General features: G+C 38.8%; 17 protein-coding genes and 1 tRNA gene. 9 read left to right on the forward strand and 9 right to left on the reverse strand.

Going from position 1 to position 20808, the window contains the following annotated elements:
• Positions 1–283 precede the first annotated feature (283 nt).
• From GVN22_RS09805 to ftsZ, 3 genes are all read left to right on the forward strand, one after another.
• On the forward strand, positions 284–427 hold the full coding sequence (locus GVN22_RS09805; protein WP_166550858.1) for a hypothetical protein: 144 nt from the start codon (positions 284–286) through the stop codon (positions 425–427).
• A 113-nt stretch (positions 428–540) separates the two neighbouring features.
• Positions 541–2037, forward strand: a complete 1497-nt coding sequence (locus GVN22_RS09810) for a M20/M25/M40 family metallo-hydrolase (RefSeq protein WP_205690842.1) — start codon at positions 541–543, stop codon at positions 2035–2037.
• Positions 2038–2422: 385 nt separating this feature from the next.
• Complete coding sequence (ftsZ, locus tag GVN22_RS09815; RefSeq protein WP_166550859.1) at positions 2423–3835, forward strand: cell division protein FtsZ; 1413 nt, start codon at positions 2423–2425, stop codon at positions 3833–3835.
• Between the two features lie 175 nt (positions 3836–4010).
• Here the strand turns inward: ftsZ and GVN22_RS09820 are convergent, their stop codons facing one another.
• The gene (locus GVN22_RS09820) at positions 4011–4724 is read right to left on the reverse strand and encodes an SIMPL domain-containing protein (protein WP_166550860.1); all 714 of its coding nucleotides are present in this window, start codon (positions 4722–4724) and stop codon (positions 4011–4013) included.
• A gap of 121 nt (positions 4725–4845) precedes the next feature.
• Positions 4846–6195, reverse strand: coding sequence for a flavin monoamine oxidase family protein (locus GVN22_RS09825; RefSeq protein ID WP_166550861.1), 1350 nt, complete (start codon positions 6193–6195; stop codon positions 4846–4848).
• Between the two features lie 373 nt (positions 6196–6568).
• Here GVN22_RS09825 and GVN22_RS09830 point away from each other — a divergent pair, with 373 nt between their 5' ends.
• On the forward strand, positions 6569–6979 hold the full coding sequence (locus GVN22_RS09830) for an Rrf2 family transcriptional regulator (RefSeq protein WP_095161028.1): 411 nt from the start codon (positions 6569–6571) through the stop codon (positions 6977–6979).
• Between the two features lie 197 nt (positions 6980–7176).
• On the opposite strand, the gene GVN22_RS09835 is transcribed toward GVN22_RS09830, so the two are convergent.
• The 5 genes from GVN22_RS09835 to GVN22_RS09855 all read right to left on the reverse strand — a co-directional run bounded on the left by GVN22_RS09835 (position 7177) and on the right by GVN22_RS09855 (position 11623).
• Positions 7177–7662, reverse strand: coding sequence for a GAF domain-containing protein (locus GVN22_RS09835; protein ID WP_166550862.1), 486 nt, complete (start codon positions 7660–7662; stop codon positions 7177–7179).
• Between the two features lie 127 nt (positions 7663–7789).
• A complete protein-coding gene (locus GVN22_RS09840; protein ID WP_166550863.1) occupies positions 7790–8281 on the reverse strand; it encodes a hypothetical protein in 492 nt (163 codons plus the stop codon).
• A 74-nt stretch (positions 8282–8355) separates the two neighbouring features.
• Entirely contained in the window at positions 8356–9150 is a 795-nt protein-coding gene (locus GVN22_RS09845) for a (Fe-S)-binding protein (RefSeq protein ID WP_095161025.1), read from the reverse strand.
• Between the two features lie 12 nt (positions 9151–9162).
• Positions 9163–10161 (reverse strand): carboxylesterase, encoded by a 999-nt coding sequence (locus GVN22_RS09850; RefSeq protein ID WP_166550864.1) that lies wholly within the window; start codon positions 10159–10161, stop codon positions 9163–9165.
• Positions 10162–10294: 133 nt separating this feature from the next.
• Complete coding sequence (locus GVN22_RS09855) at positions 10295–11623, reverse strand: (Fe-S)-binding protein (RefSeq protein ID WP_166550865.1); 1329 nt, start codon at positions 11621–11623, stop codon at positions 10295–10297.
• Between the two features lie 367 nt (positions 11624–11990).
• Here GVN22_RS09855 and GVN22_RS09860 point away from each other — a divergent pair.
• Positions 11991–12063: transfer RNA gene (locus tag GVN22_RS09860), tRNA-Phe, on the forward strand.
• Positions 12064–12201: 138 nt separating this feature from the next.
• The gene (locus GVN22_RS09865; protein ID WP_166550866.1) at positions 12202–13164 is read left to right on the forward strand and encodes an HNH endonuclease; all 963 of its coding nucleotides are present in this window, start codon (positions 12202–12204) and stop codon (positions 13162–13164) included.
• On the opposite strand, the gene GVN22_RS09870 is transcribed toward GVN22_RS09865, so the two are convergent.
• Complete coding sequence (locus GVN22_RS09870) at positions 13154–13678, reverse strand: helix-turn-helix domain-containing protein (protein WP_166550867.1); 525 nt, start codon at positions 13676–13678, stop codon at positions 13154–13156. The genes GVN22_RS09865 and GVN22_RS09870 overlap by 11 nt on opposite strands.
• A gap of 374 nt (positions 13679–14052) precedes the next feature.
• On the opposite strand from GVN22_RS09870, the gene GVN22_RS09875 reads away from it, so the two are divergent.
• The 3 genes from GVN22_RS09875 to GVN22_RS09885 all read left to right on the forward strand — a co-directional run bounded on the left by GVN22_RS09875 (position 14053) and on the right by GVN22_RS09885 (position 19536).
• Positions 14053–15774: a DUF885 family protein gene (locus GVN22_RS09875; protein ID WP_166550868.1), complete on the forward strand. Its 1722-nt coding sequence runs from the start codon at positions 14053–14055 to the stop codon at positions 15772–15774.
• 86 nt (positions 15775–15860) lie between these two features.
• Positions 15861–17111: an FAD-binding oxidoreductase gene (locus GVN22_RS09880; RefSeq protein ID WP_166550869.1), complete on the forward strand. Its 1251-nt coding sequence runs from the start codon at positions 15861–15863 to the stop codon at positions 17109–17111.
• A gap of 64 nt (positions 17112–17175) precedes the next feature.
• Positions 17176–19536, forward strand: a complete 2361-nt coding sequence (locus tag GVN22_RS09885) for a glycoside hydrolase family 127 protein (protein ID WP_166550870.1) — start codon at positions 17176–17178, stop codon at positions 19534–19536.
• Between the two features lie 87 nt (positions 19537–19623).
• Here GVN22_RS09885 and GVN22_RS09890 read toward each other — a convergent pair whose 3' ends face one another.
• Positions 19624–20802: a HupE/UreJ family protein gene (locus GVN22_RS09890; protein ID WP_166550871.1), complete on the reverse strand. Its 1179-nt coding sequence runs from the start codon at positions 20800–20802 to the stop codon at positions 19624–19626.
• Between the last annotated feature and the right edge of the window lie 6 nt (positions 20803–20808).

Below are 20808 nucleotides of genomic sequence, written 5' to 3' on the forward strand. Positions count from 1 at the left end.
ATACAGCTATTGAGAATAGAATATTCAGCTTTTTAAGATGGATAAAAATGCAAATGTCTCATTATCAAAAAAATATGTCTACTTAAAAAAGCTGGGTATAGTAGCATATAGCTTAATGCCTATTGCGGGTAAAATTTATTTAATTTTGCCGACTAACATTAAAATTACCTTTACCTAATGTTATAAGGTAAATAATAACCAAACCATACACATACTAAATTTTGATTGCTAAGCATTTACTACACAAGGTTTTTTTTGTAAATTTCGATAAATACATATTCCAATGAACGGAGTAAGAGTAGAGCTTCACATAGCCTTAAATTGCTTTTCTTTGGGAATCAATTATTTGTACGATAAATTAGGAGAGTATAGTCATTTGTATAAAATTGTAGTCAACATTCCAAAAACTACCATCGCCCTTTCGTAGCCAATTTTGAATTCTTACTTTAGATTGCATACTATTCTTGTGTGAACTATTGCCATTTCGTTTTAATTGATTCTATTGGGTGTCCACTCTTAGCAAATTTTGTTTAACATAACATGATGAAAAAAAGTTTTTTGAGTCTGCTTGCCGTAGTATTACTCATTGGTACCGCTGCCTATAACCCTATCAAAGACGAAACCGACGAATTAGAAGAAATCTTTCGCCAAATCAATACCGAAGTTTTGTCAAATGGGAAAGCTTACGAAACGCTAGGACAAGCTTGCAAAACCATTGGTCATCGCCTTACTGGCAGTAGCAATGGTAAAAAAGCGGAAGAATATGCACACGCATTACTAAAATCCTACGGTTTTAGCGATGTCAAATACCAACCATTTCAGGTAGAAGCATGGTCACGCGATACCGTTACGTTAGCGATTGCGCCACGTAAAAGCGATAATTTCCGTGATGTCGAAGTCGTTTCGTTAGCCATGACTCCTGTGGAGGCAAAAGTTACGTCTGAAATAGTTGACGTTGGTAATGGTTTAGAAGGTGATTTTCAAGCAGTGAAAGATAAGCTATCTGGCAAAATTGCCCTTGTCAACATTGGTCTGTTAGCACCTATCAAAGGACCACGTAATTTGCACCGTTCCGAGAAAACTGCCCTAGCTATGCAATATGGCGCTGTTGGGGTCATTTTTGTGAATACAGTAAAAGGGAATGTCCTATTGACAGGTACTGCCTCTGTAACAGGAAGTCTGATTGAAATCCCAGCCGTTTGTGTATCGCTCGAAAGTGGTATGGAACTTCGTGCGTGGTTGAGTCAAGAACCAAATTTGGTAGCGATGATTGACATGAAAAACTTTAGTCGCATGATTAAAGCTCGCAATGTGATTGCAACGCTCAAAGGTAGTAGCAAACGTCATCAAGATGAGAAAATTGTCATTGGCGGTCACCTCGACTCATGGGATTTGGCACATGGTGCATTAGATAATGGCATCGGGTCTTTCTCAATTTTGGATATTGCTCGTACCTTCCAAGCACTGAAACTTAAACCTAAAAGAACGATCGAGTTTGTGATGTTTATGGGTGAAGAAGAAGGTCTACTAGGCTCAAAAGCCATGATCGAAAAGCTCAACAAAAGCAATGCGATCAACAAAGTGGCTTTTATGTTCAACCTTGATATGGCAAACAACGCCAATGGATTCAATACATCGGGGCGTGACGAAATGGTACCTCTATTTACAAGATTTGGGCAGGTCATTCAGAAAGTTGAACCTTCTTACAAAAATACAGTCATCAATCAAGCAGGCTTGCACTCCGACCATCAAACATTTATGCTTGAAGGTATTCCTACGGCGTCGCCAATCGGTAGTATTGCACCAGAAGCTATTGGTTGCTATCATGCCAATTGTGACAAATTTGATTTGATTAAAAAGGATGAAATCAATAATACCGTTCGTTACACAGCTATGATGTTATATGCGATGGCAAATGCAGAAGAAATTCCTGCCAAAAAGATGGATTATTACTCAACACGTGATTTTTTCATTAAGCAAAATCTTCGCAAAGAACTAGAGCTTGGTCGTGAATGGAAATGGGGCGCTAGCGAATAACAATATTTCATAAAAGTTGGGGCTCGGTTAGCAAAACCTCCTTCACCGAACTCCAACTTTTATGGTTTCAAATCATACGAATAAAAAGGATTTTTAAGTTTATAAATTGACCACTCACTAAAATATGCTGATTATCAAAAGCATAATGTATCAATCTGGCAACTTTTATGTAATTTTATAGTATATGTCATATTGATAGGTACTTACAATACCTGAGTAATTTAAAATTATTTGTAATTTTGGGAGCTTAAATTTGCGGTTGGCACACCAAAGTAAACTGACCGAGGTAGCGACCATCTATTACTTGATTATCCTGTCTTTGCGACTAGCATAATCCCTAACTTATCCTTACTGAATATTATTAATCCTTAACCCGTTTAAGCGTATGGCATTTTTTGATCATAATATCGAACTAAAGGATGATAAGCCTTCTAATATTATCAAAGTCATAGGCGTTGGTGGTGGCGGTAGCAATGCTGTTCGTCACATGTATGAAATGAAAATTCAGGATGTTGATTTCGTGGTTTGTAATACCGATTTACAAGCCTTGAATGATAATTCTGTGCCTACAAAACTTCAGTTAGGAGCCATTCTTACCGAAGGTCTTGGAGCGGGTACCGAACCAGAACAAGGTAGATTAGCCGCCGAAGAAAGTGCAGCTCAGATTACAGCGTTGTTGGAAGGTGGCACCAAGATGGTATTTATCACCGCAGGTATGGGTGGTGGTACAGGTACTGGGGCAGCACCTGTTATTGCTAAGGTTGCCAAAAGTCTTGATATTCTTACGGTTGCTATTGTTACTGCTCCTTACTCGTGGGAAGGAACAGAAAAAATCGATGCTGCTATGCGTGGTATCGAGGAACTACAACGTACTTGTGATACAGTTTTGGTAGTACTTAACGATAAATTACTTGAGATTTATGAAGATCTAAATATACTCGAAGCATTTGAACACGCTGATGATGTATTGGCCAATGCCGCCAAATCAGTAGCTGAAGTAATTACCAAGTCTGGTAAAATCAACGCCGACTTTAAGGATGTTAAAAAAGTACTTAGCAACGCTGGTCAAGCGGTAATGAGTACAGCTTCAGCTAAAGGACAAAATCGTGCATCAGAAGTAATCAAAAGTGCCCTCGATTCGCCGTTGCTTAATAACAAAGACATCAAAGGTGCAAAACGTATCCTTGTAACTGTAGCTACTAGTAAAGCAAAAGTTATGGGCGTGAAAGAACAACAAATTATCACAGACTATATCATGCGAGAAATCGGCGAAGCTCCTGCTGGTTTCAAACTTGGTTTTATCCTAGATGATGATTTGGACGAAGAAATGCGTGTAACGGTTATCGCCGCAGGATTTGACTTGGGCGACGATGCTCCACTACCTGTCAATGGTAAAAATGGTGAAGAAAAAGAGCATATTGTGGCTCCTAAACCTAAGCCTACTACCATTAAAGACCTTGTTGATAGACCATTATCACCAAAACCTGTAGGTAATTTCAATAACCCACAAAGAGTGCCTGTTCCTCAAACCCAGCCTCAACCTCAACCACCTGTAGTGGTTTATGAAGAAGAGGATGTTTATGAAGAAGAGGAAGAAAGAACGGAACATAAACCAACGTTTTATTACAAGCATGAAGATGACACGCTTCGTATTAGACGTATGATAGATAGTTTTTGTCAAAAAATACCTAATGAAACAGACCTTGAGACTCCTGCTTATTTAAGACACAAAGTGCCTTTGATAGATATAAGTCAAGTTCCTGAAGTTGAGTTATTTGACCAGCCATTGTACGAATAAAAAAAAGGGTATCGGAATCGATACCCTTTTTTGATATAATCACCTGAATAATTGTAATTTAACTTGCAATAGGCTGTACGCTATATACCGTAAGCTAAAAGTTTAAAAGCGTTTCTATTTTGCCTAACGCCTACTGCTTATAGCCTAAAGCGTATTTGCATTAATACTCAACACCTTATTTGATTTTAAACACAGCTTTCATATCAAATCTTACCTTGATTTTTTGTACATCTACTGTACTCTCTTGCATTGGAGCTGTATCTGCTGCCATTGTCATTTCTCGTTTCATCGCAGCATATACGGGTTGCGGATAATAGCCATTATCGATTTCGTAAATCTCCAAAGCTTCACCCAACTGCTCGCCAATACCCGCTAATAAATAGCTAGCTTTTTCTTTAGCATTTTGAAGAGCCTTGATTTTTACTTGTTTTTTTAGCTCCTCAATTTTCGAATATTCAAAGCGCTCGATATTCGTGGAGAAAATCCCTTTTTCATCAACACGATTCAGAATAGCATCAATTTTTGAAAGATTTGCTAACGCCAAAGTGTAAGTTTTACTTTCTAGAAAATTAGTAGGCTTTTTCTTACCCCACCATTCACGATAACCGTTGATACCTCCAACTGTTAAGGCTTCTTTAGATAAACCTGCATCAGCCACAGCTTTTTGTAATTGCTGTTCTAATACCAAAATATCTACTCGGTTCTTGTTGTCTTTATCTTTGAAATATTCTCTCAAAGTAACCGAAACAAAGATTTTATCTGGCAATACCTCTTCTTCGGCTGTACCAGTCACTTCAATTTTTTTCACAGGGGCTTTATCATTATTTTGTGCTTGCGTAGAAAATAAAACTCCACCAAACATTGCCAAGGCCATCATTAACTTTTTCATAATAGTACAAAGATTTGTTTTTGAAACATCAATTTATGTCTTTACAACGGGCTTTGGATAACTCAAGTATATATTAACAAAAGTTTAACAAATAGCCGAAAAATCAATCGTGAGGCTATTTTTATATTTTCCCTAAGATTTCATCAGCGACTCTTTCACCCGAACGAATGGCGCCATCGATATATCCATTCCAAATTTCGGCAGTTTCTGTACCTGCCCAATGGATGTTTTTTATAGGTTCACGAAGGTGTTTTCCCAAGCTTGTCCACGCTCCTGTAGGCATCAGTCCAGCGTAGCATCCACCCGAAAACTCTTCTTCTGCCCAAGATTTATCCACATAGAATAGGGGAGCTTGAGCTTCTTTGCCAAAAAATTGGGTAAACTGTTTTAGCACTACTTCCTTACGTTGCGCCTCTGACAAAAGAGAAAAAGCCTTTGCTTGATTTGCTAATACAAATCCCATCATAATTCCTTTTGAGCCATCTTTGGGAGAATTATCAAAAGTTACACTCACATATCCTTCATCGCTTGCAGCTAAACCGTTGAGTTCTTTTGCTCGCCAAAATGGTTTTTCATATACCGCATAACATTTCCAAACACTCCCCATCGGCATTCGCTGAACCAACTGCTGTCGGTTGGCTGGCAATGCTGGCGAAAACTGTATTTTGTGCGTGAGGGTAGGCGGAATTGCTACAACAACCTTGGAAGCGTGATAATGAAAATCCTTCCCAATGACTTCAACTCCTTGTTCATCTTGCACGATTGAGTCTACACGATGATTTAAGAGAATCGTATTTTCGGGTAAGTCATCCGCTATTTTGAGGGCTAAAGTTTGTGCTCCACCCAAAATTCGTTCTTCTTGAGCTCCATTTTTTACATTCATCAAGGTATCAAAATCTCGTCCCGATTTAGTATAAAATAAAGCATGAAGCATGGAAACTTCGTTTGGATGCGCTGCCCAAATAGCCTCAGAAGCTATTCCAAAAAGTTTTCGAGCAGTTTTAAAACGCATCTGTTGATTCATCCATGTCTGTAAAGTCATACTATCCCAATGCTGCGCATTCGGCGTATTCCAAGGACTTGAAAGATCCACAGTTTTAGATAACTTATTGATTTTCTTTATCGCAAAATCTAAACTCAGCAACGCAGGAATAGGCAAGGGGGGTATTAATCCTTTATAGTTTTTACGTTTCCCATTCATCATTAAGGTACTTTTTCCTTCATCATAAGTTGGGAATGTGGCTAGTTGATATTCTTTCAACATGGCATAAACTCTATCTTGCGAGGGACCAACCCAAGTTCCACCCATGTCCAGATAGAAGTCGTCAAAATGCTCGGTATGTACGCGTCCGCCTACACGAGAGCGGGCTTCGAGAATCCGCACCGTTTTTCCAGCTTGTAGCAAAGCTTTGGCGGCAGTAAGTCCCGCAAAACCAGCTCCAACAATTATGACATCTGTGGAGTTATTCATGAAAAGAAAGTTTTTATCTCAATTGAAATGATATATGGCGACAACAGGTTATGAGGATATATTCATTGTTGTCCTACTCTTTGCTAGTCGATGACAGGTGATACAGTTTTATGATAAAAATCATTTTCCATTCACCTTATAACTATAATTATTTTACGAAAAAATTAGCATTTTCACTGAAATATAGTCATTTTTTGGGCATATTCAAATTTTAGAAAAATTATCAAATCCCATAAATTTTATGTAGCTTTGTCTATAAAGCAAATAGAACTACTCTGGATACTGGATTTGTTATGGAGGAGAAAGGCTTCCATTGATTCGAGCCCAAAAATCCCTTAGTAAAAGATTCAAGCATCAAGAAACTAAACAGAATATGATTTCCAAGAAAGCCAAATACGCTTTAAAAGCTTTAAAAGTACTAGCTCGTGAATATGAGAAAGGTCCTTTGTTGATTGCCAATATTGCTGAATCAGAGCACATTCCAAAGAAATTCTTAGAGGCTATTCTATTGGAACTCAGAAACCATGGCATTTTGCAAAGTCAAAAAGGAAAAGGAGGCGGATACTATCTTAGAATGTCTCCCGATCAAGTAACTTTTGCTAAAATTATCCGCATTATAGATGGTCCAATTTCTCCAACACTTTGTGTCTCCTTGCATTTCTATGGCAAGTGTGACGACTGTGTGAGTGAAGAAGCATGTTCACTTCGTAGTGTGATGGAAAAATGGCGTGATGCAAACCTTACGGTATTGGAAGACACTACCTTGGCTGATTTGATTAAATAAATCAACCAGCATCAGTCATTTCTTATTGAGTGATTTTAGGATTACTCTCCAATTATTACCCAAAAAAGCGGTCGAAAAATAATTTTCGACCGCTTTTTTGGTAATATAACTTGGATTTAGACGCAATGATTGCGTCTCTACTGACGCAAAATAATCAGTCATTCAATAAATTAGAGACGATTCAGCATTACAGAAATTTAGAGCGTTTTTTCCAAGGCTTTCATGATTTTTCCTAAACCTTCTGCATCTACTTCCGAAAAGTCATTGAGCAAATCAGAATCTACGTCCAATACCATTGCCACATTTCCTTCTTTATCAAAAACTGGTAGTACAATCTCCGATTTTGACGCCGAAGAGCAAGCAATATGCCCTGGAAAAGCTTCAACATCAGGTACGATTACCGTTTCTTTTGTGGTGTAACAATGTCCACAAACGCCTTTATTAAAGTTGATACGTGTACATGCCAAAGGTCCTTGGAATGGCCCTAAAACGAGTTGATTTCCTTTGGTTAAATAAAAACCTACCCAGAAAAAACCGAATGCTTCTTTTAGGACTGCTGCAATATTTGCCAAATTGGCAATTAAATCACTTTCGGTACTGATTAGCGCTTCAATCTGTGGGATAACAGCCTCGTATATTTCTTTTCTATCTTTTGTTTCTGGAATAAATAAATTCTCAGCCATTTTGATTTTAATTGTTTGTTGATGTGCCTGATTGGCTTTTGGCTTTGAGATATCAGCTTTCAGTAAAATGTATGTTTGTAAGCCCAATACACTATTGCCTCTTTGCCTAAACCCTTAGCCCTATAAACTAAACTAATTGCTTAAAATATCTCGCCATCCATGAATCACCTGCAGGAAGCGTCCATTTCTGTTGGAACTCAGCCACTGTAGCGACAAGCGTATTGACGATAGGAGTTTCAGACGTAATCTCGCCAGAAGTTACCAATCCTCTGATTTTCAACATCTCAACAGTTTCGATGGTATCGCCTTTAAAATAGGCAATTGAGCGATCAAAGAAATTGACATTGAGGTGTTGTGTTAACTCCTTAAACCAACGCCCAGAGGCATCAATAGAGCATCCCGAAGCAGCGTTTTGCTGTTCGTCGGCGGCTACAATAATAAATCGATTTTGAATAATCTGAAAAGCTCCCAACAGGGGTGCACCGTGTGCTGCCCATTGTTCAATTTGTTGTTGAAGATATTGACCAACAAAAGCTGTTTCGTCAGATGAAAGAAGGCGTTCTGTTTGATAAACCCAAACACGTGCCGAAGGAGATATATTTTCGAATGCTACGTACATAATTGTAATGGCTTTTAGTAAGCTTTGACAAAGATAAAAATAGGGAATCTCTTTGCCAAAGCCTACACCAACAACTACATACTTGCGTCAATGAGTTCCGCTAGGTCATAAACTTTTACGGAGTCTTCTTTTTCTTTATTTTTCACCCCATCCGACATCATGACCATACAAAATGGACAAGCTACAGCAATGGTTTGTGCACCAGTTTCTAGGGCGTCTTCGATGCGTTCTACGTTAATATCCTTATTACCTTTTTCAGGCTCTTTAAACATTTGTGCACCACCCGCACCACAACATAAACCTTTGGTGCGACAACGCTTCATTTCTACCAATTCGGCATCGAGGGCTTCTAATACTGCTCTTGGCGCCTCATAAACCTCATTGGCACGACCCAAATAGCAAGAATCATGATAGGTAATCTTTTTACCCTTGAAACTACCGCCTTCAGCCATTTTGACTTTACCATCGTTAATCAACTGTTGCAAATACTCCGAATGGTGCAATACCTCATAATTTCCTCCCAGAGCTGGATATTCATTTTTGAGGGTATTAAAGCAATGCGGGCAAGCTGTTACAATTTTCTTGATGCCATAACCATCCAGCACTTGGATGTTCATCGTCGCTTGCATTTGGAACAAAAACTCATTACCTGCACGACGTGCTGGGTCGCCAGTACAGGATTCTTCGGTACCTAAAACCGCAAATTTGATTCCTACACGATTGAGAATTTTGGCAAAAGCAATCGTAACTTTTTTATATCGGTCATCAAATGACCCTGCACAACCTACCCAAAACAAAATTTCAGGGGTTTCACCTTGCATGGCCATATCAGCCATAGTTGGTACTTTGAATTCTAGCGCTTGTGACATCTGTTGAATATTTTATGGTCGGAAAACCTTTTCGTCTAAAAACTTTTCTGTGCCTTTTTGTACTCCTTCATAATCTTTCGAAAGTACATACGAGGCTATTACGTGGTTGCCTGCATTCGGGAATACTTGTTTCTCCTTTTTCGAAGCATCAACGCCTAATTCATCATACATTTTGAGCATAGCAGGCACTGATACTACTTTATCCTGTTCTTGCTCATTTTTATAATAATAGGCCAAATAAGTTGGGCATTTTACTTTCGCAAATGTCTCTGGTGTCATCACATGAGTCAAGAAATTTTGTAAAGCAATTAAGCCATCAACGTGATAATGTGTTGACCAATATTTGGCATGAAGCGGATTATAGGGTTTAAAATCTCGTATTTCTGAACCCATAATAGCAGTAGCTAATTTTTTACCCCAAGGATTATCAAGTGCTGCTGCATTTTTATCAAATATCTCAATACAAGGCGAATACAATACTATTGCTTTGATTTCTGGATGTCTCGAAGCAAGATATAAGGTTAGCGCTCCGCCAAACGACGTGCCTACAACAATAACTTCCTTGCCTAGTTTTTTAGTAATAGCCAAAGCCTTTTCTACCGACTCTAATACTTGGTCTGTTGTAAGGTTTTTCATGGTGCTATCGCCCAAATCAATCCCATGCCCAGCGAGACGTGCGAGGTACAAGTTGGCATGGTACTTTTTTGCCAAATTGGTATGAACTGGGTCACCTTCTTCTTGACTTGCCGAAAAACCATGAACATACAAAAGCGCAACATCTGTCGGCTTTTTTTGTAAAGAATCGGCCCAAATAATTCTTGCCTGATTGTCTTCTCTAATACCCTTCACGGTTTTTTCTTCGGCATTTATTTGAGCTTCGAGAGCATTCAAAGAATCGGGAAGACTAAAGCTGTAGTCTTTCAAAGTTGGAGCATCAGGTTTGGGACCCAACAAGTAGAGAATACCACCAAACCCGATGACCCCGAAAAGTATGCTGATGAAGCGACGCATATTATGTTTTGTTTTTTGAGTTAAAAGTTTTTTTGTGAGGCACAAAGTGGCAGAGGCGCATAGGCACAAAGTGAAAGTTAATTTTATAGCTCAAATTTTTTCGAATGAAACAAACACTTTGTGCCTTTGAACCTTATCCTTCTTTCTGCGCCCAATTGAATCGATCTGCTGGCGAGAATTTCCAAGGAGCCTGATTGTTTTCTAAGTTCGAAAACATTGCATTCCATGAGCCTGGGGCATCAGATTCTTCCATGATTTGGTATCGACGCAATTGGAGAATAATATCTACTGGAGAAATATTAATAGGACATTCTTGTACGCAGGCATTACACGTAGTACAAGCGCGTAATTCTTCGGCTGAGATATAATCGCCGTACAACGACTTTCCATCATCCACGAATTGCCCTTTATTTTGCGTCATATTGCGTCCAACCTCTTCCAGACGGTCGCGAGTATCCATCATGATTTTTCGTGGCGACAACGCCTTTCCTGTAAGATTGGCAGGACATTGCGAAGTACAACGACCACATTCGGTGCAAGAATAAGCATCCATCAAGTTTTTCCAAGTCAAATCCTTGATGTCTTTCGCGCCAAAACGACCAATTTCAGCAGGTGCGTCCGAGGCAGGTTGTTCGAGCCCTAACATGATTTTTACTTCTTGCGTCACCGAGGGCATATTAGCCATTTGTCCTTTAGCTTCCAAGTTGGAAAAATAGGTATTGGGAAACGCCAAGAAAATATGCAAATGTTTTGAATAAGTCACATATACGGCAAAAGCCAAAATTCCCAGAATGTGCAACCACCAAGCCAAACGCTCATACGCAATCAAAGCGGTTGTATTCCATCCCTCAAAAATCGGTTTGAGAAATCCACTAAATGCAAAAGTTCCTACATGATGATAATGCTCAACACCTCTCGATTGCAAAACACTATCGGCAGCGTTCATGCTCAAAAGAAAAAACATTAAGATAATTTCAGAAAACAAAATCGTATTGGCATCAATTTCTGGAAAACCACTCAACTCGCGGTGACGAGTAGATTGAAGGCGTTCTACTTTGGTGATATTTCTACGAACTAAGAAAATTACACATACGACCAATACCCCAAATGCCATTGTTTCGAAAAAATTAATCAAAAGGGGATAGGTATCACCCAAAATTGGAGCGAATAGACGGTGAGTACCCAAGAGACCGTCTAAGACAATTTCGAGCACCTCGACATTGATTAGCAAAAAACCTGCATAAATCACGAAGTGCATTAAACCAATCAACGGACGATCAAACATCTTTTGCTGTCCAAAAGCAATTCGTAGCATCATGGCACGACGTTCTTCGGGGCGGTCGCTACGGTCTTCGTCACGACCTAGTAAAATCGTGTTGCGAATAGTTTTGATTCGTTGTCCGATAAAATACCCTGCCGCAGCTAATGCTAACAGAAATAGAATTTGTTGTACGACTTGCATAGTAAGTTGAGATTATTGCTGATTACTTTTGATAGGGACAAAATCTTGAGAAAACCACTTGACTTTGCCTTAAAAAGCTACCAAATATATTCAATTAATATTTTTTCATGAAAAAACTGCATATTGCAAAGATGGGTAAAATTAAAATAGTATGCAAGCATACTATTTTAATTTTTTTCTATTTTTTTGTAAAAATTTTTATCGATGTAACTTTCTGAAAATCAAACAAAAAGCCCCTAATTTTAAAAATTTCGCATTTTTTTTTCATTTTTTTTGCGAAAACATTTTGGTTTTTAATTTCTGTCTACTAATTTTGCAGTCCCGAAACACACGAACAAAACACGAAAATGTGACGGGAAATCAGAACGGTGAAGTAGCTCAGTTGGTAGAGCATCGGACTGAAAATCCGTGTGTCGGCGGTTCGAGTCCGCCCTTTACCACAAAAACCCTCTCAGATTCATTTCTGAGGGGGTTTTGTGATTTTAGGGGAAAAATGAACGTTTTCTTTCTCTCTACAATAATTGTTACTATATTTTATTTCTAAATCTTATTTATCTCACATCTTAACTCATTTTTAAATGATTGATGTTCGAAGTTCTATTCAAAAACTCAAATCAATTCGACAAGGCACTTCCAAATATGGAAATGCTCCACATAAGCTTATTCTGATCCTGACTATTATCGAGTTAATTGAAAACGGGCACTTTCTAAAGAATGAATTTTACATTGACCCTGACTTTGTAGCACATTTTAGAGAAAACTGGACTCTTTTGGTTGATACAGCACATAGTCCAGACTTCACTCAGCCTTTTTATTATCTTCAAAACGAAAAGCTAGTGGGAGAGCCTTTTTGGAAACTTCATCTCAATTTTGGTTTCACCCTCACAAATCACATCAAAAGCATTAATGTTTTAAAGGACGTAGTTAAATACGCGTCATTTCAGGAAGACTTTTATCACTTATTACAAAATTCAGAATTTAGACTTTTAGCCCAACGTACTATTCTTGACACATATTTTACAAAAACGAAGGAAAAATTCGTCATCGCCAAACAATTTGGGAAAGGATACATCAACGATTTAGAAGGCTTTTTGTTGAACGAAAAAGAGGCTCCAACTTATGACATTGGCTTCAACTCAATCGATGAAGAAGAAGTTTTTGTAAGAAGCGGTTTATTTCCACGCCTAATCAGAAAGGTTTACTCCTCCACTTGTTGTATGTCAGGAATGAAACTTATCACTGATTTTGGTGGAGATTTAATTGAAGCTGCCCACATCATCCCGTTTAGTGTTTCAAAAGATGATAAAGTCACGAATGGATTAGCCCTTTGTCCAAACCTACATACAGCGTTTGATAAAGGTCTTGTAAGTATTGATGACCATTTTAGGATTTTGGTTTCTTCACAAATTAGTGAAAATACAGAACACCCTTACAGTTTGGCACAATTACGTCAAAAAAAGATTATGATGCCATTTGGATCAAAACACTACCCTAATATTGAGAATATTCGTTGGCATCGAGAGCATATCTTTAAAGATTAGAATCTACCACCTCCACCTTCAATTCCTTTCCCAAACCTAATGCTACAATTTTGTGAAGGGTTTCTAATTGAATATCGCTTTTACCGTTTTCAATTCTTGAAATATAGTTTCTGGTTGTACCTGCGCTCAAAGCTACTTCTGCTTGGCTAAGACCTGCTTTTTCTCGGGCTTCTTTCAACATAACACCTACAGGTATTGTATCTATGTTCTTGATGAAAAGACTTTGTTCATAAAGCACGTCTGGGTCGAGGCTAGTGGGAACTTCAATACGCTTATTTCTAAAATTTATAACAGAGGTATGATTCGACCATTCTAATGTTTTTGATTCACTCACTGCCACATGCTTGAATACCTCCCAATCTTTCAGTGCTAGAAGATGTGCGTTAGCGTTTTTATTCCATTGTTGAAAAAATGGCTCGAAATCTATCACTCGTATCTCAGCCGTAGTCCAAACTACAGTAATTTTATACGGCTCAACTATTAATATCTTAGCAATACGGGGTAATTTATTCATGGCGTCGAAATCTATTATTTGATATAGTCCTTCAATAATATTTTTATCCAATTGCAAAATGTTGCCTAATTAGGTAACATCACTCACAATACTAATGAATTTATAAAAAATCTCAACATTAACCCTCTGATTATTTTCTACTTACGCTATTCTGCTATCATGAATCAGAATAATACTTTCACCATAATTCTCATTATCTAAATTTCCCAATACCTATTTATTACCACCATTTCCAACAATTCCTTATATCCTTGGTTAATATTTGATTATATCTTGATAAAATGTACATAGCGCTTCCTTCTTGAATAAAGTAATTTTACATTATACCCATTTATCTTGGGAAACCGTCTTAGGCATCTTAACTATCATTATGTATGAAACACTTCGTCAAATTATACTTTATTACTTTGGGGATGCTTTTGCTGTGTGCGGGTCCTAGCTGGGCACAGAAAATAGCTGCTAATGATGCTTTGAGACAACTTATCGAGATGTATCATGCCGATCGTGGCAACTTACAGCGTTTTTACACGATTGACCATTCTCCTGAGCGTAGAGAGCGATTCAAAACCCTAGCTCAGTCTTATCTTACGCAACTACAGCCAATAGACTATAATGCCCTCGATGCTGGCGGGCGTGTGGACTACTTATTGATTAAAAGGGATTGGGAAGATGTCATTTATCAAAGTCAAGAAGAAGCTACCGCCTTTCAGCAGTTGGCAAACTGGTTTCCGTTTGCACAGGTAATTTATGATGCAGAAAAGGCTCGCCGCAGAGGTCTAATGCCCGATTCGCCTAAATTGGCATTGGAGCTTAATCAATGTGTGAAACAAATTGCTAGTCTACAAGCCAAATTAAAGGAAACAAAAACCCTTACCAAGGATTTATCTAACCGAGGTAGTCGTATTGCTTTGGGGTTAAAATCTGCCTTGAACTCTGTTTATAGTTTTTATAATGGCTATGACCCGATGTTTACTTGGTGGATGGCAAAACCTTATGCCGAGTTAGATAGCGTCTTAAAGGGCTATTCTTCGGCTTTTCTGAAAGCTACCACCATAAGTTCTCAAGTCAAAAACGATGCTTCGGGAATTGTAGGCAATCCTATTGGCAAAGAAGAGCTCACGCGTAAACTGAAATTAGAAATGATTCCTTACTCGCCAGAAGAACTGGTGGAGATAGCCAACAAGGAATTTGCTTGGTGCGATGCCGAAATGCTCAAGGCTAGTCGTGAGATGGGTTTTGGCGATAATTGGAAGGCTGCTTTAGAAAAAGTAAAGCAAACGGCCGTTCCGCCTGGACAACAGCCTGCGGCGATGGTCAAATTATATGAGGAATCTATCGCTTTCTTGAAAGACAACAACTTGATTACGATTCCACCATTGGCGGAAGAAACTTGGCGCTTGTCGATGATGAGTCCTGAGCGTCAATTGGTTAATCCTTTTTTCTTAGGCGGTGAAGAGTTTATTGTTTCGTATCCTACCAATACGATGACGCATGACCAAAAAATGATGAGTATGCGTGGTAACAACCCTCATTTTTCGAGAGCTACCGTACATCATGAACTCATTGCTGGACACGGTTTACAATCGTTTATGACACGTAGATACAAAACCTATCGTCATTTCGAAACACCATTTTGGGTAGAAGGCTGGTCATTGTATTGGGAAATGCTGTTATATGATTTGAAATTCCCTCGTTCGGCAGAAGACCGAGTTGGGATGCTATTTTGGCGTATGCACCGCTGTGCTCGTATTATTTTCTCGCTCAATTATCATATTGGCAAATGGTCGCCGCAAGAGTGTATCGACTTTTTGGTAGACCGTGTAGGTCACGAATATGCCAATGCCGAGGGCGAAGTACGCCGTTCGTTTGTAGGAGGTTATGACCCATTATACCAAATCGCCTATATGATTGGAGGCTTACAAATCAGAGCGTTGAAAGATGAATTGGTAGGTACGAAAAAAATGACCTACCAACAATTTCATGATCAATTTATGCAGGAGAACAAGCTCCCCATCGAAATGATGCGCGCTATCCTTTCTCGCAAACTTTTACCGAAAGATTATCAAACCAACTGGAGATTTTATTCACTTAAATAATAGGAGAATTTGAAGATTTGGAAATTTGAAAATGTGATTACTCATCTTCAAATTTCCAAATCTTCAAATTTTCAAATCAACATACCATGAATCACATTTCAATTATTGGCGGGGGGATTGTAGGATTAAGTTCTGCTTATTATTTGCATGAAGCGGGCTATAAGGTGACGGTATTTGATAAAGGAGATTTATCGGATAACTGTTCTTATGGTAATGCAGGCTATGTATGTCCAAGCCATTTTGTGCCTTTGGCAGCACCTGGGATTATTTGGCAAGGAATCAAATGGATGTTTAATCCTTTGAGTCCTTTTTACGTAAAACCTTCTTTGAATAAAGCATTAATCAATTGGGGTTTCAAATTTATGCAAAGCGCCAATCCTCAACATGTAGAGAATTCGGCAGTGCCTTTGAGAGATATTTCTTTATTGAGTCAAAAACTATTTGAAGAATGGGAGGCGAACGCTGCTTTTGACTTTGGCTATGAGCGTAAAGGTATGCTTGAGATATTCCAAACAGAAGCCGTGGCAGCCCACGCACACCATACCGTCGAAAAAGCACATGAATTAGGTCTTGATGTAAAATATCTTGATAAAGCACAGTTACAGGCATTAGAACCACAAACGCCCCTCAATGCCATTGGGGGACTACAGTTTAATTGTGATACTCATGTTTATCCGAACCTTTTAATGAAAAATCTTATCGCAGATTTACAGCAAAAAGGTATCGAAATCAAAACGAATGAAAGTATTACGGGTTTTGAGAAAAAGAATGGGAAAGTCACTCATATCCGTTCCAACAAACAGCAATATGCTACCGATGGAGTAGTGGTAGCGGCGGGTTCTTGGAGCCGTGAACTAGCAGAGTTGGTCGATATTACACTTCCACTGATGGCGGGTAGAGGATACTCGTTGACTTTGGAAAATAGTCCTCATCAAATCAACCATCCTATTATTTTGGCAGAAGGTCGTGTGGCATTAACGCCTATGGATGGCAACAAGATTCGTATGGGAGGTACTATGGAAGTGGTTTCGACAAACACTCCTCCGAATTTCCAACGTGTAAAAGGAATTTTACAATCAGTCAAAAGCTTTTTACCAACTTTTGATATCGCATTTCCTGCCGAAAAAGACATCTGGCATGGTTTCCGACCTTGCTCGGCGGACGGTTTGCCTTATATCGGTCGTACTAGTACTTATGACAACGTCGTAATTGCTACAGGGCACTCGATGATGGGACTTAGTTTAGGGCCAGGTACAGGAAAATTGGTCGAAGAAATTATCAGCGAAAAACCTACCAGTATCGATATTCAAGCATTCAATCCACAACGATTTGACTAAAAAGTAAAGGCTTTTATCTCATGACATCATTCTTAGATAAAAGCCTTTCTTTATCTTCTCCTCTATGAAAAAACTCACCCTTCTCTCTATTTTTTATTTATTGTTTTTGGGAAAAATAAATGCCCAAAATTATACTCCTCTCAAAGTTGACAAACGCTTTAAAGTACAACCCAAAGTTACCTTACAGGCCTATCCATTCGACTTGGACGAAGTAACTTTACTAGAAGGTTCGCCATTCAAAAATGCGATAGACAAAGATGCAGCGTATTTGTTGAGTATCGAGCCACAACGCTTGTTACATCGTTTTTATCTCAATGCGGGCTTACCTACCAAAGGCGCAGTGTATGGCGGATGGGAAAGTGAAGGTCTTTCGGGACATACGCTTGGGCACTATCTTTCGGCATGTGCGATGATGTATGCTTCGTCGCAACAAAAAGTGTTTAAAGACCGTGTCAACGAAATGGTAACAGCTTTGGCAGAATGCCAAAAAGCACGTAAAACGGGCTATGTAGGTGCTATTCCAAAAGAAGATTCTATTTTCACGAAAGTATCGCGTGGCGAAATTAAGTCTGGAGGTTTTGACCTCAACGGTGGTTGGAGCCCTTGGTACACAGTTCATAAAGTCATGGCGGGTTTGTTAGATGCGTACTTGTATTGTGGCAACCAACAAGCTTTAGCCGTAGTGACAGGTATGGCCGATTGGACAGGAAAAACAGTTAACCCACTTTCGCCAGAGTTATTACAAAAAATGCTTAAATGCGAATACGGCGGAATGGCTGAGGTTTTGGCTAACTTATATGCGATTACGGGTAAAAAAGAGTATCTCGATTTGTCTTATAAATTCTATGACGACTTTGTGATGGTGCCTTTGTCAAAACGTATTAATCCGATGGCTGGCAAACATTCGAATACCAATGTACCCAAAGCCATTGGAAGTGCCCGACAATACGAACTAACAGGACTGGAGTCTGATAAAACTATCGCAAGCTTTTTCTGGGATATTATGGTACACCATCATACTTATGTGATTGGCGGAAATAGTAATTACGAATACTGCGGCGAGCCTGACAAATTAAGCGAACATTTAAGTGACAACACTTGCGAAACCTGTAATACCTACAATATGCTTAAGCTGACTCGCCATTTGTTTACTTGGCAACCCAATAGCGAGTTGACGAACTATTATGAAAGAGCGCTTTACAACCATATTTTGGCGTCACAAAATCCTGAAAGTGGCATGATGTGCTATTTTGTGCCCTTGAGAATGGGTACTAAAAAAGATTTCAGCGACCAGTTCAATACCTTTACTTGTTGTGTTGGCAGTGGAATGGAAAACCATGTGAAGTACAACGAAAGTATTTATTTTCAAGGTGCTGATGGCAGTCTGTTTGTGAACTTATTCATTCCTTCTCGTCTGAATTGGAAAGATAAAGGCTTGGTATTGACTCAACAAACACAATATCCGACTCAAGGCAATTCACAACTCACTTTAGAACTTCGCAAGTCTCAAAAATTTGCCCTTAAAATTCGTAAACCTTGGTGGGCGACCAACGGCGTTCAAGTAAAAGTTAATGGACAGTCGGTCACTTCGGAGCCAGATGCCAATGGCTATATTGTCGTAGAAAGAACATGGAATAATCGTGACCAAGTGACACTCGATATGCCTATGCAGGTTTACAGCGAAAGTATGCCTGACAACAAAGACCGTATCGCTTTATTGTACGGACCTTTGGTTTTGGCAGGACAATTAGGCAAAGAAAACCCCGATCCAGTGTATGGCATTCCTGTTTTATTGACGGATAATAAAAATGTAAATCAGTGGGTAAAAAGTGTGGAAAACTCTCCCTTAACTTTCAAAACCCAACAAGTAGCTGTTCCTTTTGAAGTAACCCTGATTCCTTTTTATCAAAGTTATCAACAACATTACAGCGTGTATTGGGATTATTTTACCAAAGCTGGTTGGGAAGAGAAAAAGGCAGCTTATGAAGCAGAGAAAAAACGTCAGAACGAGATAGAAGATAAAACAGTAGACAATTTCAGAATTGGCGAAATGCAACCCGAGCGTGACCACAACCTTACCATCGATGGCGAATCTTATGTGAGCGACGCACTAGGGCGTACAGGTCGCGAAGTCAGAAAAGGAGGCTCTTTTTCATTTGACCTAAAAATCAAAGCTAATTCAACCCAAGCATCGATTTTGATGACTTATATTGGTGATGACAAAGGTCGTTTCTTCGATATTTTAGTAGACGGTCAAGTATTGGCAACACAAGAGTTGAAAGGTGGAGCAACTGGCAAGTTTTATGATATATCTTATCCGCTTAATACTTCTTTTACTGCGAATAAGGATAAAATCAGAGTAACCATCAAAGCACACACAGGCAAAACCGCAGGAAGAGTTTTTGGAGTGCGGAGCCTTGATTAATGGTAAGTGATAAACTACTTTTATCTAAAAGATATTTCTAGTAGCGAGGTAAAGTCCCCTGCTACTAGAAAATACTTTACTCATTGCTTACTCAATTATTCTTTCAACCATCCAGCCTATTGCCATTACAATCATTATCACTGCCCCAATTTGACGGAAAATGGTATAATGTCGAGTTTGAGAGAGTAAAAGTAATAGAGGAAATATTACTAAAATAATACATAATTGCATCAGTTCGATTCCTATATTAAAGCCCAAAATACTTAATACCATTTGTTTGACTGAAAGCTCCAAATTAGTCAAAGTTTCGGCAAAAGCCATTCCATGAATTAACCCAAAACTTCCTGCAATTAAGACTTCTCTTTTAGGATAAATGGGTTTAAACGCATGTATTGCAGAAATCAAAATCGTAATAGCAATACAGACTTCAATAGGTTTTACGGGTAAATTCAACCATTGCGAAGCCCCCAACAGTAAGGTTAATGAATGTCCAATGGTAAAGGCTGTGACTATTTTAAGTAATGTCAATGTGCTTGGTTTGAACCCTTTATAAGCGCCCCATTTTTTATCTTCAACCATAAGCATCGCTGGCAATAACAAGGTCAAAATAAACAAAATATGATCTGTACCCTCTGCAATATGGTCAATACCCAGCACTACCATATTCTTGAAGCCTTGCCAAGTACTACCTTGTTGTAAGCTTACTTGAAAAACAGGTATCTTACCACTTGGAATATCCAGAGCTATTATGCCAATTTGTTGTAAAGTTGAATCTTCCGAAACCAAACCTTGTTGCCAATCCTCTTTAATGTTTACTAAAATCTGGTGACTCGCTACTTGATGTAAAATCACATCATAGTCAAAATAAAAATTTCGTAAATCATAATGCTCAGGAGGCACCATCGAAAACATCACAATCAACTCTCTATAATCGCCCGTTGCTCGATTGGCTTTCTCCTCAGTTACCCACATTTTCCCTAAGGTTACAGTCCAAGCTTTTCCATCAAAGCTTCTTGGACGAATATGTGCCATTAAATAATGACGAAGTGTATCACCAAGGCGTTCTACCAAGTGCTCCGAATGGTCGTCAACTCCCATACCAATAGCTGATTGGAGCTCGCCTAAGGGTAATTGTATTTCTCCAGAAATACTTTTTTCATGCACCTTGAGTGCCACCATCGAGCTTGGCATAGGATGCCCAAAAAGCTGAATACTCGTAAGAAATGCTATGAAAAGGTATATATATTTAAGATTAACGGACGACATAAGTAA

It is taken from the genome of Cellulophaga sp. BC115SP (assembly GCF_009905545.1).
GTDB classification, from domain to species: Bacteria; Bacteroidota; Bacteroidia; order Cytophagales; family Spirosomataceae; genus Flectobacillus; species Flectobacillus rivi.

Coding starts and splice junctions, on each gene's coding strand:
- GVN22_RS09805 (WP_166550858.1), top strand. CDS start 284: ATGAACGGAGTAAGAGTAGAGCTTCACATAGCCTTAAATTGCTTTTCT.
- GVN22_RS09840 (WP_166550863.1), bottom strand. CDS start 8,281: ATGTACGTAGCATTCGAAAATATATCTCCTTCGGCACGTGTTTGGGTT.
- GVN22_RS09870 (WP_166550867.1), bottom strand. CDS start 13,678: ATGAATAAATTACCCCGTATTGCTAAGATATTAATAGTTGAGCCGTAT.
- GVN22_RS09865 (WP_166550866.1), top strand. CDS start 12,202: ATGATTGATGTTCGAAGTTCTATTCAAAAACTCAAATCAATTCGACAA.
- GVN22_RS09820 (WP_166550860.1), bottom strand. CDS start 4,724: ATGAAAAAGTTAATGATGGCCTTGGCAATGTTTGGTGGAGTTTTATTT.
- GVN22_RS09810 (WP_205690842.1), top strand. CDS start 541: ATGATGAAAAAAAGTTTTTTGAGTCTGCTTGCCGTAGTATTACTCATT.
- GVN22_RS09875 (WP_166550868.1), top strand. CDS start 14,053: ATGAAACACTTCGTCAAATTATACTTTATTACTTTGGGGATGCTTTTG.
- GVN22_RS09825 (WP_166550861.1), bottom strand. CDS start 6,195: ATGAATAACTCCACAGATGTCATAATTGTTGGAGCTGGTTTTGCGGGA.
- GVN22_RS09845 (WP_095161025.1), bottom strand. CDS start 9,150: ATGTCACAAGCGCTAGAATTCAAAGTACCAACTATGGCTGATATGGCC.
- GVN22_RS09880 (WP_166550869.1), top strand. CDS start 15,861: ATGAATCACATTTCAATTATTGGCGGGGGGATTGTAGGATTAAGTTCT.
- GVN22_RS09885 (WP_166550870.1), top strand. CDS start 17,176: ATGAAAAAACTCACCCTTCTCTCTATTTTTTATTTATTGTTTTTGGGA.
- GVN22_RS09835 (WP_166550862.1), bottom strand. CDS start 7,662: ATGGCTGAGAATTTATTTATTCCAGAAACAAAAGATAGAAAAGAAATA.
- GVN22_RS09830 (WP_095161028.1), top strand. CDS start 6,569: ATGATTTCCAAGAAAGCCAAATACGCTTTAAAAGCTTTAAAAGTACTA.
- ftsZ (WP_166550859.1), top strand. CDS start 2,423: ATGGCATTTTTTGATCATAATATCGAACTAAAGGATGATAAGCCTTCT.
- GVN22_RS09855 (WP_166550865.1), bottom strand. CDS start 11,623: ATGCAAGTCGTACAACAAATTCTATTTCTGTTAGCATTAGCTGCGGCA.
- GVN22_RS09850 (WP_166550864.1), bottom strand. CDS start 10,161: ATGCGTCGCTTCATCAGCATACTTTTCGGGGTCATCGGGTTTGGTGGT.
- GVN22_RS09890 (WP_166550871.1), bottom strand. CDS start 20,802: ATGTCGTCCGTTAATCTTAAATATATATACCTTTTCATAGCATTTCTT.